This window comes from Micromonospora cremea (genome assembly GCF_900143515.1).
In the GTDB taxonomy this organism is placed as follows: domain Bacteria; phylum Actinomycetota; class Actinomycetes; order Mycobacteriales; family Micromonosporaceae; genus Micromonospora; species Micromonospora cremea.
Window position 1 is genome coordinate 4,009,593 of the sequence record NZ_FSQT01000002.1, and the last position, 13,901, is coordinate 4,023,493.

15 protein-coding genes and 1 riboswitch are annotated in these 13,901 nt (G+C 71.7%); of the genes, 7 read left to right on the forward strand and 8 right to left on the reverse strand.

Annotated features, from left to right (window positions below):
- Window positions 1–33: 33 nt before the first annotated feature.
- The 4 genes from BUS84_RS32270 to BUS84_RS32285 all read right to left on the reverse strand — a co-directional run bounded on the left by BUS84_RS32270 (window position 34) and on the right by BUS84_RS32285 (window position 3,031).
- Window positions 34–354 (reverse strand): DMT family transporter, encoded by a 321-nt coding sequence (locus BUS84_RS32270; protein WP_074318171.1) that lies wholly within the window; start codon window positions 352–354, stop codon window positions 34–36.
- Window positions 355–605: 251 nt separating this feature from the next.
- Window positions 606–1,826, reverse strand: coding sequence for an RNA polymerase sigma factor (locus BUS84_RS32275; RefSeq protein ID WP_244298792.1), 1,221 nt, complete (start codon window positions 1,824–1,826; stop codon window positions 606–608).
- 66 nt (window positions 1,827–1,892) lie between these two features.
- Window positions 1,893–2,294 (reverse strand): YciI family protein, encoded by a 402-nt coding sequence (locus BUS84_RS32280; protein WP_074318173.1) that lies wholly within the window; start codon window positions 2,292–2,294, stop codon window positions 1,893–1,895.
- 104 nt (window positions 2,295–2,398) lie between these two features.
- A complete protein-coding gene (locus tag BUS84_RS32285; protein ID WP_244298919.1) occupies window positions 2,399–3,031 on the reverse strand; it encodes a GH36 C-terminal domain-containing protein in 633 nt (210 codons plus the stop codon).
- A gap of 20 nt (window positions 3,032–3,051) precedes the next feature.
- Here BUS84_RS32285 and BUS84_RS32290 point away from each other — a divergent pair, with 20 nt between their 5' ends.
- Both BUS84_RS32290 and BUS84_RS32295 read left to right on the forward strand, forming a co-directional pair.
- Window positions 3,052–3,465, forward strand: coding sequence for a beta-galactosidase trimerization domain-containing protein (locus BUS84_RS32290; protein ID WP_244298793.1), 414 nt, complete (start codon window positions 3,052–3,054; stop codon window positions 3,463–3,465).
- A 37-nt stretch (window positions 3,466–3,502) separates the two neighbouring features.
- A complete protein-coding gene (locus BUS84_RS32295) occupies window positions 3,503–4,279 on the forward strand; it encodes a DeoR/GlpR family DNA-binding transcription regulator (protein WP_074318174.1) in 777 nt (258 codons plus the stop codon).
- Window positions 4,280–4,291: 12 nt separating this feature from the next.
- Here the strand turns inward: BUS84_RS32295 and BUS84_RS32300 are convergent, their stop codons facing one another.
- The gene (locus BUS84_RS32300; protein ID WP_074318175.1) at window positions 4,292–4,912 is read right to left on the reverse strand and encodes a TetR/AcrR family transcriptional regulator; all 621 of its coding nucleotides are present in this window, start codon (window positions 4,910–4,912) and stop codon (window positions 4,292–4,294) included.
- Between the two features lie 40 nt (window positions 4,913–4,952).
- On the opposite strand from BUS84_RS32300, the gene BUS84_RS32305 reads away from it, so the two are divergent.
- Both BUS84_RS32305 and BUS84_RS32310 read left to right on the forward strand, forming a co-directional pair.
- Entirely contained in the window at window positions 4,953–6,110 is a 1,158-nt protein-coding gene (locus tag BUS84_RS32305) for a glycosyltransferase (protein WP_208869775.1), read from the forward strand.
- A 104-nt stretch (window positions 6,111–6,214) separates the two neighbouring features.
- A riboswitch (ZMP/ZTP riboswitch) is annotated at window positions 6,215–6,297 on the forward strand.
- A gap of 12 nt (window positions 6,298–6,309) precedes the next feature.
- On the forward strand, window positions 6,310–7,197 hold the full coding sequence (locus BUS84_RS32310) for a bifunctional 5,10-methylenetetrahydrofolate dehydrogenase/5,10-methenyltetrahydrofolate cyclohydrolase (protein ID WP_074318177.1): 888 nt from the start codon (window positions 6,310–6,312) through the stop codon (window positions 7,195–7,197).
- Window positions 7,198–7,442: 245 nt separating this feature from the next.
- Here the strand turns inward: BUS84_RS32310 and BUS84_RS32315 are convergent, their stop codons facing one another.
- Entirely contained in the window at window positions 7,443–8,177 is a 735-nt protein-coding gene (locus BUS84_RS32315; RefSeq protein ID WP_074318178.1) for a TetR/AcrR family transcriptional regulator, read from the reverse strand.
- A gap of 42 nt (window positions 8,178–8,219) precedes the next feature.
- On the opposite strand from BUS84_RS32315, the gene BUS84_RS32320 reads away from it, so the two are divergent.
- The 3 genes from BUS84_RS32320 to BUS84_RS32330 all read left to right on the forward strand — a co-directional run bounded on the left by BUS84_RS32320 (window position 8,220) and on the right by BUS84_RS32330 (window position 11,075).
- Window positions 8,220–9,203: an ATP-binding cassette domain-containing protein gene (locus BUS84_RS32320; RefSeq protein WP_074318179.1), complete on the forward strand. Its 984-nt coding sequence runs from the start codon at window positions 8,220–8,222 to the stop codon at window positions 9,201–9,203.
- Window positions 9,200–9,982 carry an ABC transporter permease gene (locus BUS84_RS32325; RefSeq protein ID WP_074318180.1) on the forward strand — a complete coding sequence of 261 codons (783 nt, stop codon included), beginning with the start codon at window positions 9,200–9,202 and terminating at the stop codon, window positions 9,980–9,982. Before BUS84_RS32320 ends, BUS84_RS32325 begins: the two co-directional genes overlap by 4 nt.
- Window positions 9,983–10,124: 142 nt before the next feature.
- Window positions 10,125–11,075 (forward strand): sporulation protein, encoded by a 951-nt coding sequence (locus tag BUS84_RS32330; protein ID WP_074318181.1) that lies wholly within the window; start codon window positions 10,125–10,127, stop codon window positions 11,073–11,075.
- Between the two features lie 74 nt (window positions 11,076–11,149).
- Here BUS84_RS32330 and BUS84_RS32335 read toward each other — a convergent pair whose 3' ends face one another.
- Complete coding sequence (locus BUS84_RS32335) at window positions 11,150–11,527, reverse strand: hypothetical protein (protein WP_074318182.1); 378 nt, start codon at window positions 11,525–11,527, stop codon at window positions 11,150–11,152.
- A gap of 173 nt (window positions 11,528–11,700) precedes the next feature.
- The gene (locus BUS84_RS40330) at window positions 11,701–13,743 is read right to left on the reverse strand and encodes a glycerophosphodiester phosphodiesterase family protein (protein ID WP_084757663.1); all 2,043 of its coding nucleotides are present in this window, start codon (window positions 13,741–13,743) and stop codon (window positions 11,701–11,703) included.
- Window positions 13,744–13,901: the final 158 nt, after the last annotated feature.

A 13,901-nucleotide genomic window follows, 5' to 3' on the forward strand; every position in this document is an offset into this window, starting at 1 on the left:
CGGGTCGGCGCCGGGCCCGGCCACCGGTCGTGGTCAGTGCTCCCCGGCCAGGTTCACGATGACCACCCCCGCGATGATCAGCGCGATCCCGGCGAGCTTGGCCAGACCGACCGGCTCGTCCAGGAACACCGCCCCGATCGCCACGATGGTGGCGGTGCCCAGGCCGGACCAGAGGGCGTACGCGACGCCCACCGGGATCTCCTTGACGGCCTGGGCCAGCAGGATGAACGCCAGCAGATAACCGCCGAGGCACGCCACCGTCGGCCCGAGCCGGGTGAACCCGGCGGTGGTCTTCAGCAGGCTGGTCGCCAGCACCTCGGCGGCGATGGCGATCCCCAGCAGCACGTACGCCATGCGGTCCTCAGTCCTGAAATGCTCGGCGGGTCGTCGCTGGTCAGGCTAGCGCCGCCGCCGGCCGGGAACTGGCGGCCCGCGACGGGTGCGAGCCCTGGAGCTGATGTCACAGACGATTCAGATCTGGCCGCCTGCCGGCGGGGCGAATCGCTTACGACATCAGCTCCAAAGGCGGTCCAGGTGCCTGCTCCGGCCCCCAGGTCGAGCTTCCCATCCAACCGTTCAGACCCCGGTCCGGACCGGGTGCGACGTCAGCCAGCGCCCGGCTCGGCGGCGGTCGATCCGGGTTCAGCGGCGAGCCGGGCCGCCCGCATCATGAGGTAGCGCTGCTCGGGCAGGCTGCTCGTCCGCCCGGCGGCGGCCCGGTAGTCGGCGATCGCCCGGGCTCGGTCGCCGGCCATCTCGTGCAGGTGCGCGCGGGCGGCGGAGAGCCGATGGTGCCCCGCCAACTGCGGGTCGTCGGCCAGCGCGTCGAGAGCGGCCAGGCCGGCTGCCGGCCCGTGCACCATGGCGGTCGCCACGGCCCGGTTGAGCGCCACCACCGGGCTGCCGGAGAGCCGTTCCAGCACCCCGTAGAGCGCCAGGATCTGCGGCCAGTCGGTCGCCGCGGCGCTCGGCGCCTCGTCGTGCAGCGCGGCGATGGCGGCCTGCACCTGGTACGGGCCGACCGGCCCGCGCGGCAGCGCCCGAGTCACCAGTGCGACGCCCTCGGCGATCGCCGCCGCGTCCCAGCGGGTGCGGTCCTGGTCGGCCAGCGGGATCAGCTCGCCGGATGGCCCCGTCCGCGCCGGGCTGCGTGCCTCGGTGAGCAGCATCAACGCCAGCAGACCGGCCGACTCGCTGTCGCCGGGCAGCAGGGCGTGCAGCGCACGGGTCAGCCGGATCGCCTCCACCGCCAGGTCGACCCGGCGCAGGTCCGGGCCGGCGGTGCTCGTGTGCCCCTCCGTGAAGATCAGGTAGAGCACCTGCCGGACGGCGGCCAGCCGGTCGGCCCGCTCCGCCGGCTCCGGCATCCGGAACGGCAGTCCGGAGGAGCGGATGCGCTGCTTGGCCCGGCTGATCCGTTGCGCCATGGTCGCCTCGGGGACCAGGAACGCGCGCGCGATCTCGGCGGTGCTCAGCCCACCGACCGCGCGCAGGGTCAGCGCGACGGCCGACGCGGGCGTGAGCGCCGGGTGGCAGCAGAGAAAGAGCAGGACCAGGGTGTCGTCCCGTTCGGCGGTCAGCTCCTCGTCCGCCGCGGGCGCGTGCTGTCGGTCGTCCGGGTCCCGGCGGACGACCAGGTCCTCGCGGCGGCGCCGCGCCTGCTCGCCGCGGACCAGCTCGATCATCCGGCGGTAGCCGACCTGGATCAGCCAGCCGCGCGGGTTCGCCGGCAGCCCGTCCGTCGGCCACTGGGTCGCGGCGGCCAGCAGCGCCTCCTGCACCGCGTCCTCGGCGGTGGGGAAGTCACCGAATCGGCGGGCGAGCACGCCGAGGACCTGCGGCGCCAGCTCGCGCAGCAGGTCCTCGATGCGGGGATCGGTGGTGGTCAGCCCTCACAGCTCCTGGGGTGGGGCGGACATGACCGGGTGCACCTCGATCGGCATGTTCAACGGCCGGCCGCCGGGGCCGGGCGCGGTGGAGATGTACGCGGCCAGCTCCACCGCCCGCTGCGGGCTGTCGCAGTCGACGATCCAGAAACCGGCGAGGAACTCCTTCGTCTCGGCGAACGGCCCCTCGGTGACCACCGGGGCCCCGCCCTCACCGGCGCGGACGATCCGCGCCTGCTGCGGGCCGCCGAGACCCTGCCCGTCGACCCACTCCCCGGCGGCGGTGAGCTTGTCGTTGACCTCGCCCATGAACGCGAGGTGCGCCTCGACCTCCTCCGGGGTCCAGGTCTCGATGCCCGGGAAGTCGGTCCCGGCGGCGCTGAACTGCATCAGCAGCATGTACTTCATGGTTCGCTCCTCACGCCTGCGCACCATCGTCGGTGCTCTCACCCTGAGGTAGAAGCAGACGACACGGTTCTCGACAACCCGGCCAAAGAATCCCCGGAATCTTTTCAGTGGACGGCGTCAACCTCCAGCACCAGGCTCTGCTCCGGGTGCAACGCGGGCAACTGCACGCCCACCCGGGTCAGTGCCGCCCCAGTGAGCGTGACGCCGCCAGCCAGCCAGGCCGGCGCGGACCGGTCGGCGGTCGCCGGGGCCGGCGCGTCCGACACCGGTCGCACCAGGTAACGCCGGCCCGGGTCCAGGCCGGGCAGGCGGACCGCGCCCGGGGACTGCGCCACCGAGGTGGCCAGCCGGGCCACCGCGTACACCGCTCTGGTGCCGTCGTGGTCGACCACGCCGTGCGCCCAGACGGCCGGTTCCGGATGGTCGACCCGGACCACGCGGCCGGCGTGCAGCAGCGGACGCAGCCGCCTGTGCAGCGCGACCCCGGCGGCCAGCTCGGTCTGCTCGGTGGTGCTGATCCTCGCGATGTCCCACTCGATGCCGTCGTGGCCGAAGAGCGCGGTGGCTGCCCGGAAGCCGAGGTCGTGCACCCGGTTGGTGGTGTGCGAGCGTTCCGGCCCGACGTGCGTGCCGACCAGTTCCGGTGGCAGCAGCAGCTCGGTCCAGCGCTGGATGCTGAGCCGTTCCAGCGCGTCGTTGCAGTCGCTGGCCCAGACCCGGTCGGTGCGCGCCAGGATGCCGGCTGGACGACGGCAGCATGGCCGACGTGTGGACCGAGTGGCTGCACCCGGAGGGCGCCGAGGTCCTCGCCTCGTACACCGACGGGCCGCTGCCGGGCGTGCCGGCGCTGACCCGGCACCCCGTCGGCGCTGGCGCCGCCTGGTACGTCGGCACCCGGCTGGACGAGCCGGAAACCGACCGGCTGGCCGTCCGGCTGGTCGACGAGGCCGGCGTCCGCCCGGCGGCGCAGGCACCGACCGGGGTGGAGGTGATCCGGCGCCGCGACGGCGAGCGGAGCTGGCTGTTCGCGATCAACCACACCGGGAGCGAGGTACGGCTCGCGGTGACCGGCACCGAGCTGCTGACCGGAGCAGAATGCGCCGGTGAGCTGACAGTGCCGGCCGGCGAGGTGGCCGTGGTCCGGGAGGACCGGGCCGACGGGCCGGCCTGACCCGGTGACAGCCACGGCGCGAAGGAGGTTTCCCCAGGTGCTCGCCCAGCAGCGGCAGACCGCCATCCTCGATCTGATCCGCCAGCGTGGCGGCGTACGCGTGAGCCAGCTCGTCAGCCGGTTCGGCGTGTCCGACATGACGATCCGGCGTGACCTGGAGGTGCTGGCCGAACGCGGTCTGGTGGACAAGGTGCACGGCGGCGCGACGCTGGCCGGGCCGGGCTCCGCCGAGGAGCCCGGCTTCGCCGCGAAGTCGATCCGCCAGCAGGCGGAGAAGCGGGCCATCGCCGAGCGGGCCGCGACCATGGTGGAGCCGGGGATGGCCATCGCACTCTCGGCCGGCACCACCACCGCCGCGCTGGCCACACTGCTCTCCGACGTACGGGGGCTGACCGTGGTGACCAACTCGATCCCGGTGGCCGACGCCCTCTACCAGAATCCGCGCGCCGACCAGACAGTGGTGCTCACCGGCGGCATCCGTACCCCGTCGGACGCGCTGACCGGGCCGGTGGCCGAGGCGGCGATCAGCGCGCTCAACGTCGACCTGCTCTTCCTCGGTGTGCACGGCCTCAGCCCACGGACCGGCTTCACCACGCCGAACCTGCTGGAGGCCGGGGTCAACCGGTGCCTGATCGGCGCCGCCCGGCGGCTGGTGGTCCTCGCCGACCACACCAAGTGGGAGACCATCGGCATCGCCACCATCGCCCCGTTGGAGGCGGCCGACGTGCTGATCACCGACGTCGGGCTGCCGGCGGAGGCGCGTACCGCCATCGGCGAGCAGGTCGGCGAGCTGGTCGTCGTCCAGGCCGGTTGACGGCCCCGGCGGTCAGCTCGGGGGGAGCAGTGCCTCGGTGGCCCGGTCAACCAGCCACCGTTCCGCCTCGTCGTACGACCAGCCGCCCTCGTCGACGAGCTGCGGCCAGGAGTGCAGCCCGAAGTAGAACCACAGCACCTGGGTGGCCCGCTCGACGGTGAGGCCGGGGCGCAGGGCGGAGAGCTCGTCGAGTCGTACCGCGCCCACTCGCAGCGCCCGCCGGTAGGCCGTCGCCGCGTGCCGTGCCACGGCCGCCGCGCTCGGTGTCATGCCGGCCGCTGCCTTCATCAGGTGGACCTGCTGGTGGTGGTGCTGGTGGCCGTACCGCGTTCCGACGCCGATCAGACGCAGGACCTCGCGAGGGTCGGCGGCGACCGCAATGGCCGCCACGTTCCGGGCGGTCTCCGGGTCGTTCACGCCCGCCTCGATCAGCGCTCGCAGCAGGGTCGGCTTGCCGCCGACGCTGGTGTACACGGTCGCCACGGCCACCCGGGCCCGCGCGGCGATGTCGTTGATCGTGGTCGTCGCGTATCCCTGGGCGATGAAAAGGTCCTGGGCCGCTTCCAAGATCAACCTGCGGGTCTGCTCGGCGCTCTCCTGGCGCCGGCTGGCGCGTGGTTGAGCGGCTGCCATCAGGGCACTATACGGCTCGCTTCATCAGAAGGCTATTCTGATGACTATGCGCGTCCTCTTCTCAACCACGCCCGCTTTCGGGCACTTTCTCCCCCTGCTGCCTCTGGCCCGAGCGTTCCGCCGGCAGGGCCATGACGTCGCCGTCGTCACCGCCGTGGGCATGACCCCGCTCATCGCACCCGAGGGCATTGAGCTGCTGCCGGCCGGGCCCATGCCGGACGTGCTCTTCGCCGAGGTGGGTCGCAAGCTGGGCCTCAACCCCGCGACAGAGCCCACTCCGGAGGCGGTCGCCGAGTTCTTCGCCGGGGTCCGGGTCGACCTGACCGCCGATGAGGCGTTGGCGCAGGCGAAGCGCTGGCAGCCGGATCTGATCATCAACGAGATGGTCGACTTCGTGGGACCGCTGGTCGCCGCCGGGCTCGGCGTACCGCTGGCCACCCTCGCCTTCGGGCCGTCGGTGCCGGCCGAGTTCACCGACGTGCTGACTGCCGTGGTCCGCACGCGCTACGAGGAGCGGGGACTGCCAGCGCCGGAGCACACCCCCTCCGGCCGCTGGCTGCTGGACACCTGCCCGCCCGGCCTTCAGTTCCCGGACTTCGCCGTACCCCCGGGCGTGCAGCGGATCGCGCTGCGACCGGAACCCCACCAGGCGCTCGACGCCCCGACCGGCGCCGACGCCCCGGCGGCCGGCGGTCGCCGCCGCGTGCTGGTGAGCTTCGGTACCGTCTTCGCCGACCCGGCCGTGGTCGGCCCGCTGCTGGGCGCCCTCACCGCCCTCGACGTCGACGTGCTGGCCACGCTCGGCCTGGACGGCAAGCCGGAGGACTACCAGCTCGACTCGGACCGGGTGGAGTTCAGCCCGTTCGTGCCGCTGGCCCAGTTGCTGGGGAACGTCGACGCGGTCATCTCGCACGGTGGCGCCGGCACCACCCTCGGCACGCTGGCCCGTGGCATCCCGATGGTGGTCGTGCCGCAGGGCGCCGACCAGTTCATCCAGGCGGATCGGGTCTCGGCGTCCGGCGCGGGCCTCGCACTGGCGCCCGGGCAGGCCGAGCCGGCGGCCATTGCGGCGGCCCTGCGCCGGCTGCTCGATGAGCCGACGTTCACCGTTGAGGCGCGCCGGATCAGCGCCGAGGTCAGCGTGATGCCGTCCCCCGACGAGGTCGCCGAGCGCCTGTGCGCCGAGGTGACCGGGTAGCTCGCCGGATCCTGGTGGGAACGGCACTCGGCGGGCTTTTCCCACCAGAATCGCTGGCCACAGGTCGAGCCTGCTGGTCCGATGCCCGGGCCGTGGGGCAGACTGGGAGGCGACGCGACTGGCGGCACCTGGGATGGCAGAACCATCGGGGAGCTCATCGCGGGGGTCGACCGCCTGGGCTTCCGCGCTGGGGAGAGCCATGCCGTCAACCGCAGAGACGACCACCACCCACGCCGCTACGCTGCTGCCCGGTCAGCCGGTGGCCGACGCGGTCCTCGCCGACGTTGCCGTGCGGGTGGCCAGACTCCGCGACGCGGGCGTCGTCCCGGCCCTGGCCACCGTTCTGGTCGGCGACGACGACGCCAGTGCCGGCTACATCGGCATCAAGCAGCGCCAGGCCGCCGGGCTGGGCTTCGCCTCGCCGCACCGCCACCTGCCCGCCGATGCCACGCAGGAACAACTCCACGAGGTGATCGCCGCTTTCAACGCCGACCCCGCAGTACACGGAATCCTCGTGCAGTATCCGGTCCCCGGCCACCTGGACTACGACGCGGCGTTGCAGAGGATCGACCCGGACAAGGACGTCGACGGCATGCATCCGCTGAACCTCGGTCGGCTCGCACTCGGGCTGCCGGGCCCGGTGCCCTGCACGCCAGCCGGCATCGAGGCGTTGCTGGCCCACCATGGCATTCCGGTCTCCGGGCGCGAGGTGGTCATCCTCGGCCGCGGTGCCACGCTCGGGCGGCCACTCGCGACCCTTCTCGCCCAGAAGCGCCCCACCGCCAACGCGGCCGTCACGGTCGTGCACACCGGCGTCGCCGACTGGCCCCGATACACCCGCCGAGCCGACATCCTGATCGCTGCTGCTGGCGTGCCCGGCATCATCCAGCCCGAGCACGTCAAGCCGGGGGCCGTCGTCATCGGCGGCGGCGTGCGGTACGCGGGTCGGCGGCTGCTGCCGGACGTCGACGAGACGTGCGCCGCGGTCGCCGGGGCGATCACCCCGCGCGTGGGCGGCGTGGGCCCGACCACGGTGGCCATGCTCTTCCGCAACGCCGTCGCCGCCGCCGAGCGTCAGGTCGGATAGGGATCGTCGACGGGCAGGCAAGGTCCGCGGGTTCCGCGGATATCGGGGTTTCCTGCGACCGGGATACCGCGATATCGCTGATGTCGAGTTGACCATGCCGGGGTGCTGTCGCCAGCGCTTCACGGCCCCTGGCCCCCGGGCCAGCGCCGCCGTTTCGATCAAGAGGTTTGCGTCAACGGGAACGCGGTTCTTGACGCAAACCTCTTGGTCAACAGGCTGGACGGGGGAGGGGAGAGGGCGGGTCGTCAGGCTTCGCGGGCGAGGCGTTGCTCGACGAGGACCTGGACGCCGTCGAGGATCCTTTGCAGGCCGAACTGGTACAGCCAGTCGCGGTCGGCCTCGGGGTCGTCGGTCGAGGCGAAGCCGCCGCCGGTGAACGCGGCCATCAGCGCGGGGAACCGCGTTGGATCGATGACGCGGGTGAAGAGCGTCTCGTACGGGTCGGTGTCGTCGGCCGCGGTGGCAGCACCGGCCGCGTGGAACGTCAGGTCGGCCAAGCTGTGGGCCTGGACGAGCAGGATGGCCGCCACCTTCTCGCCTTCGTCGAGTGGAGTCGAGCCGAGTGCGCGGAGTCCGTACTCGAGCCAGCCGAGTTGGTGCGGCGTGGCGGGCGGGCCGAACATCGTCAGCGTCTGCAGGAGCCACGGGTGGCGGCGGAACTTGCGCACGACGGTCCACGCCCAGCGTTCCAGGTCCGCCCGCCAGCCCTGGCCCGTGACCAGGTCCGTGGGTGGGGGGCCGACGGCGGCCTCCTGCATGTGCAGGATCAGCTCTTCCTTGCTCCCAACGTGCCGGTAGAGCGACATCGTGGTGAACCCGAGGCTCTTGGCGACCCGGCTCATCGACACGGCGCCGAGGCCGTCGGTGTTGGCGATCTCGATCGCGGTGCTGACGATGCGTGCAAGTGACAGCCCCTCCCGTGGTTCGGGAGTGGGCTTGGCCGACCAAACCGCCTCGAGCGGCGACATCGCACGTTCCATCGGGGTTGATCCTATACCTGGTGTATGGCATACACTGAGTTTATGACGTACACAGTCGAGCTTGAATCACTCACGAAGCGGTTCGGCGATGTCGCCGTACTCGATGGTGTTGACCTGCGGGTCGAACGCGGCAGCGTCGCGGCGCTGCTGGGGCCGAACGGCGCCGGCAAGACGACGGCGGTCAAAGTGCTCTCCACGCTGCTGCGTCCGGACGGCGGCCGGGCCGTGGTGGCCGGACATGACGTCGTCTCCGCGCCGGCGGCGGTCCGCCGGTCGATCAGCCTCACCGGTCAGTACGCGGCGGTCGACGAGATGCTCACCGGCCGGGAGAACCTGATTTTGATGGGTCGGCTACGGCACCTCACCGGCGCGGCGGCGCGAGCTCGAGCCGACGAGCTGCTCGACCGCTTCGAGCTGACGGCGGCCGGCGGGCGGCGGGTCTCGACCTACTCCGGCGGCATGGCCCGCCGCCTGGACATCGCACTGAGTCTCGTCGTCGAGCCTCGGGTCCTGTTCCTCGACGAGCCGACCACCGGGCTGGACCCGCGCAGCCGCCGCGACGTCTGGGGCTCGATCGGGGAGTTGGCCGCTGCCGGCGTCACCGTCCTGCTGACCACCCAGTACCTGGAGGAGGCGGACCGGTTGGCGGACCAGATCACCGTGCTGAACGGTGGCCGGGTCGCGGCCGAGGGGACCGCCGAGCAGCTCAAGGCCCGGATCGGCGGCGAGACGGCGCAGCTCTTCCTGCCCGACGCCGGTACGCTCGCCCGCGCCGTGCCGCTACTCACCGCGACCGCGGTACCCATCAGGGAGGACGCGGAGACGCTGTCCGTGCACGTTCCCACCGACGGCAGCGCGGCGGCGGTGCGGGACCTGCTCGGCCTGCTCCACGCCCGGGGCGTCGATGTGGAGCGGCTCGCGTTGCACCGGCCCACTCTCGATGAGGTGTTCCTCGCACTGACCGAGCAGCCGCCGACGGAGCAGCCGCAGACCGGCCAGCCGCAGGCCGTGGCGGTGACCCGATGACCGCCCCCGAGCTGACCCGGGTGCCCGGCGTGATCGTGGACGTGAGCGCCCTGGTCGGTCGTGGTCTGCGACGCTCGATTCGCAGCGTCGACGCGTTGATCACCGCAATTGTGCTGCCGGTGTTGATCCTGCTGTCGTTCGTCTACGTCTTCGGCGGCGCGATCGAGACGGGCACCCGGTACCTGACGTATGTCGTACCGGGGATCGTGCTGATTTGCGCGGCCTTCGGCTCGGCCGGCACCGGAGTGGGGGTGAACCAGGACATGACGACGGGGATGATCGCCCGCCTCCGCTCGCTGCCGGTCCTCGGGTCGGCGGTGCTGGTCGGGCACATCGTGGCCAGCGTGGCGCGCAACCTGCTCTCGACGACCATCGTCGTCGCGGTGGCGGTGCTGCTCGGCTTTCGGCCGACGGCCTCGGTGCTCGACTGGGTGGCGCTGCTCGGGCTGCTGGTGCTGTTCATGTCCGGGATCTCGGCGCTGTCGGCCGCCTTCGGTCTGCTGGTGTCGAACGCCGAGGCGGCCGGTGCATTCTCCTTCGTGGTGCTGTTCCTGCCGTATGTGAGCAGCGCGTTCGTGCCGCCGGAGACGATGCCGGCCTTTCTCCAGGGGTTCGCCCGCAACCAGCCCATGACCCCGCTGGTCGAGACGGCCCGCGGGCTGCTGGTGGGCGGTCCGGTCGCCGAGTCGGCCCCGACCGCACTCGCCTGGGCCGTCGGGTTCCTGGTGGTCGGCGTGGCCGCGTCCGGCGTGCTGTTCCGGCGACGGGCGAGCCACTGACACGACCCAGCGCGCCGGAGTGGCGACACAGAGTGCCGAGCGTCGGCACTTCACAGCCATCTCACAGGGCCCCTGGTTAGGGTGCCCACGAGTCAACGTCCGACTCCATCCTGGAGCGGTCGGCTGTCGCACAGGAGTTCCGATGGTCTTCAAGAAGATGTTGAGCGCGTTCGGTGTCGGCGGTCCCAGCGTGGACACCGTGCTGACCAACCCCAACACCCGGCCTGGTCTGACCCTCGACGGTCAGGTCAACCTCGTCGGCGGTGACAGCCCGGCGGCCATCGAGCAGGTGGTGCTCGGCCTGGTCACCCGGGTCGAGGTCGAGGGACACGACACCGAGTACGCGGGCACCATGGAGTTTCACCGGATGGCCGTCAGCGGCCCGCTCCAGCTCGCGCCGAAGCAGCAGCTTTCGATCCCGTTCCAGCTGCCGGTTCCGTGGGAGACCCCGATCACCGACGTGTACGGCCAGCGCCTGCACGGCATGACGATGGGCCTGCGTACCGAGTTGGCGGTGGCCCGCGCCGTGGACAAGAGCGACCTGGATCAGGTGGCGGTGCACCCGCTGCCGGTGCACGAGCGGATCCTGGAGGCGTTCCAGCGGCTGGGCTTCCGGTTCAAGCACGCCGACCTGGAGCGCGGCCACATCCGGGGCGTCCAGCAGACGCTGCCGTTCTACCAGGAGATCGAGTTCTTCGCCTCGCCGCAGTACGCCAGCACGATCCGGGAGGTCGAGCTGACCTTCGTGACCAGTCAGCGCGGCGTGGACGTGATCCTGGAGTGCGACAAGCGCGGTGGCTTCCTCAGCGCCGGCCACGATGCTTTCGGCCGGTACCAGGTGTCGCACGCCGACGTCGACCGCGTCGACTGGGCGCAGGTGGTGGACGGCTGGCTGCGCGAGACCACCTCCCGTTACGGCAGCCTGCGCTCGCAGGGCTTCGGGCCGGGTCACGGCCACGGGCACGGCCGGGGGCACGGGATGGGCGGCATGGTGGCCGGCGCGGCGCTCGGGGTGGCCGGCGGCATGATCGCCGGCGAGATGATCGAGGACGCCTTCGAGGGTGATTTCGGCGGCGATTTCGGCGGCGAGTAGTCGTCCAGACGCGACGGTGGCCTCCGGGAGGTTCTCCCGGAGGCCACCGTCGCGTCGTGCTACCGCGTACCCGGTCAGTGCCGGGCCTTGCGCTCCTCGGCGCTGCGCCAGTTGCTGCCGGCCTTGGCCAGGCCTCGGCTACCGAGGTAGCCCAGCGTCAGCAGGGTGATCAGGAACCAGGCGTTGTCAGCGCGGAAGATGTCCACCCCCGCCGAGTTCTTCCCGACCACCTGCGAAGCGCCCAGTACGGCGACCACCGCGGCGATATAGATCCAGAACTCGGTGGTCTTGAACGCCTGCTTGGTCTCCGTACCGGGTGCCTGGATGTCGTTCCGACGCCCGTCCTGCATGACCGGCATCTGCCGGGTCTGCGTGTTCTGCATTGATGCCGGGTTCTGGACGTCCGAGGTCGGCCGGTTCATCGGCCGGGTGGAAGCAGCCTGCGTGCTCATCTGGTCCTCCTCAGGATGCGATGAGTCGTACCTGCATTCCCTCGCCCCGCTACCGCGTTTCGGCCACGGCACGGTTCGTGTTCACGGCGGGGACACCCCCGACTACCCGAGGCCCCTGAGCAGGTAACACCTGACCGCCGGCCAAAAAGATCCCAGCCGGCGGTCAGGTGCGGTCAGCGCAGGCCGTTGCGGACCGCGACGCTCACCAGCAGGTCGGGGTCGTCGGTGATGATGCCGTCGACACCGAGGTCGATGACCCGCTGCATCACCCGCGCGTCGTCGACGGTGTACGGGATCACCTTCAGGTCGTACCGAGTCTGAAGCGTCCGCACGTCCGGTCCGTGGAAGTATGCCGGGTTCTCCCGCAGGTACCAGTCGGGCGAGGCGACCGTGCCCTGGTACGGGTCGTGCACCTGCCAGTTCGCCGACACCGTTCCGGCGCCCGCGGCGCGGGTCAGCTTGCCCAGGTCCTGGTACTTCCACCAGTCCAGCCCACCGGTCCACGGACTCTGCACCGACGGGTCGCCGTACACCGCCTCGAGCGAGCACTCGTCGGCGAGGGTGGCGCACTCGGCCGGGCCGTACTGCCAGACCAGGCCGACCGTGCCGATCCGACGGTCGAGCTGCCGGGCGTAGGTGATGGTGCGCCAGTCGAACGACTGGATGGTGGCCCGGTAGGTGAAGCCGGCCCGCTGAATCTCGCCGACCAGCTTGCGGGTGAAGCTGCGGTACGGCTCGGTGTCGTTCACCACCGGGCTGATCTTCGTCTCGATGTTCATCCCGATGTCGCTCCGGCCACTCGCCTTCACCAGGGCGAATACCTCGTCCAGCGTGGGGATCCGGGCACCCGGCGCGGGCACCTGCGCGGGCAGCTCGGGCAGCGTCCTCGTGCCGCAGTCCACGGTCTTGAGCTGCGCCAGGGTCAGCTGGTGCACCGGCTTGCCCACGTACGGGAACTGCCGGTCGCCGGGGCGCACCGGGGCGGTGTCGACGCAGTGCGAGCCGTTGACCGTGCGGTCGTGCAGCACCACGAGCTTGCCGTCTGCGGTCACGCCGGTGTCCAGCTCCAGGGTGGAGATGGCCCGGTTGGCCAGCGCGTTGGCGAAGGCCGGCAGGGTGTTCTCCGGCCGGGTGGCCCGACCGCCGCGGTGCGCCTGGATGTCGAACGGCGCCGCGTATGCCTTCGGCAGCCGGTAGCCGCGCTGCGCCAGCAGGCCGCGCAGCCGGTCCGGGTAGTCGGTGATGATGCCGTCCACGCCGTCGTCGATCAGCTTCGCCATGGTCGGCAGGTCGTCGACCGTCCACGGGATCACCTTGATCCCGTAGCGGTGCGCCCGGGCGACCATCTCCCGGGTCACGTACGGCTGGTAGCCGGGGTCGATGACCGTGCCGTTCTGCGGCAAGCCGTGCACCGGGGAGAAGGCGCTGGCACCGAAGCTGCGGATCGCCCGGATCGGGTCGCCGCCGAAGTCGTCGATGTCCAGTCCGCCGAGCCACGGCGAGGCGCCCGGCTGGCCGGTCTGCAAAAAGTCGTAGTTGGTCAGGGCGACCAGCGGCAGCTTCGGTTCGACCTGGCGCATGCGCATCAGCGCGCCCCAGTCGAAGCTCTGAATGGTGACCTGCTTGAGCAGCCCGGCGGCGCGGATCTCGGCCGCGGTGACCCGGACGAACTGCTCGCGGGGCGCGGTCTCGGTCGGCGCGCCGGCCTCCACCTTGGTCTCGACGTTCAGCGTGACGTCCTTCGCCTGGTACCGGTTGACCAGCGCGAACACCTCACGGAGCAGCGGCATCCGGGCGCCCGGCACGGCGAGCTGACCGGGCTTGTCGGCCAGTGTCTTCGACCCGCAGTCGAGGGTGCGCACCTGAGCCAGGGTGAGCGTGTTGACGTACTTTCCGACGTACGGGAACTCCGGGTCGCCGGGCGCCGCCGGGGTGGTGTCGACGCACTTGGTGCCGGTGACCTTCCGGTCGTGGGTGACCACGGCCTGGCCGTCCTCGGTGATCTGCACGTCCAGTTCGAGGGTGCTCACCCCGAGCTGGAGGGCGTTGCCGAAGGAGGCGAGGGTGTTCTCCACCCGCAGCCCGAGGCCGCCGCGGTGGGCCTGCACGTCGAATGTCCGGTCCGGTCGCGGCTTCGCCTGTGCGGGCACCGCGAGCCCGGTCGTCACCGTCGCGGCCACCAGGGCCGCGATGGCGGTACGGCGTACTCTGCGCACGCTGTCATCCCCTCCTGCCGGCGGGCGTCTCCCACCGGTCGCCGGACAGCATGGACATCGGGGACGGCCGGCAGGCGGCCGGCGGACGGCGCGACGGTGAACCGGGGTGGACGACCTCCCGGTCACGGCGGGTTTGGCTGGCCGGCGGTCGGGCACGC

Bases quoted from the DNA above. Each gene is read 5' to 3' on its own strand.
- BUS84_RS32270 (WP_074318171.1), bottom strand. From the start codon at position 354: ATGGCGTACGTGCTGCTGGGGATCGCCATCGCCGCCGAGGTGCTGGCG.
- BUS84_RS32280 (WP_074318173.1), bottom strand. From the start codon at position 2,294: ATGAAGTACATGCTGCTGATGCAGTTCAGCGCCGCCGGGACCGACTTC.
- BUS84_RS32290 (WP_244298793.1), top strand. From the start codon at position 3,052: ATGGCCGACGTGTGGACCGAGTGGCTGCACCCGGAGGGCGCCGAGGTC.
- BUS84_RS32300 (WP_074318175.1), bottom strand. From the start codon at position 4,912: ATGGCAGCCGCTCAACCACGCGCCAGCCGGCGCCAGGAGAGCGCCGAG.
- BUS84_RS32305 (WP_208869775.1), top strand. From the start codon at position 4,953: ATGACTATGCGCGTCCTCTTCTCAACCACGCCCGCTTTCGGGCACTTT.
- BUS84_RS32310 (WP_074318177.1), top strand. From the start codon at position 6,310: ATGCCGTCAACCGCAGAGACGACCACCACCCACGCCGCTACGCTGCTG.
- BUS84_RS32315 (WP_074318178.1), bottom strand. From the start codon at position 8,177: ATGGAACGTGCGATGTCGCCGCTCGAGGCGGTTTGGTCGGCCAAGCCC.
- BUS84_RS32320 (WP_074318179.1), top strand. From the start codon at position 8,220: ATGACGTACACAGTCGAGCTTGAATCACTCACGAAGCGGTTCGGCGAT.
- BUS84_RS32325 (WP_074318180.1), top strand. From the start codon at position 9,200: ATGACCGCCCCCGAGCTGACCCGGGTGCCCGGCGTGATCGTGGACGTG.
- BUS84_RS32330 (WP_074318181.1), top strand. From the start codon at position 10,125: ATGGTCTTCAAGAAGATGTTGAGCGCGTTCGGTGTCGGCGGTCCCAGC.
- BUS84_RS32335 (WP_074318182.1), bottom strand. From the start codon at position 11,527: ATGAGCACGCAGGCTGCTTCCACCCGGCCGATGAACCGGCCGACCTCG.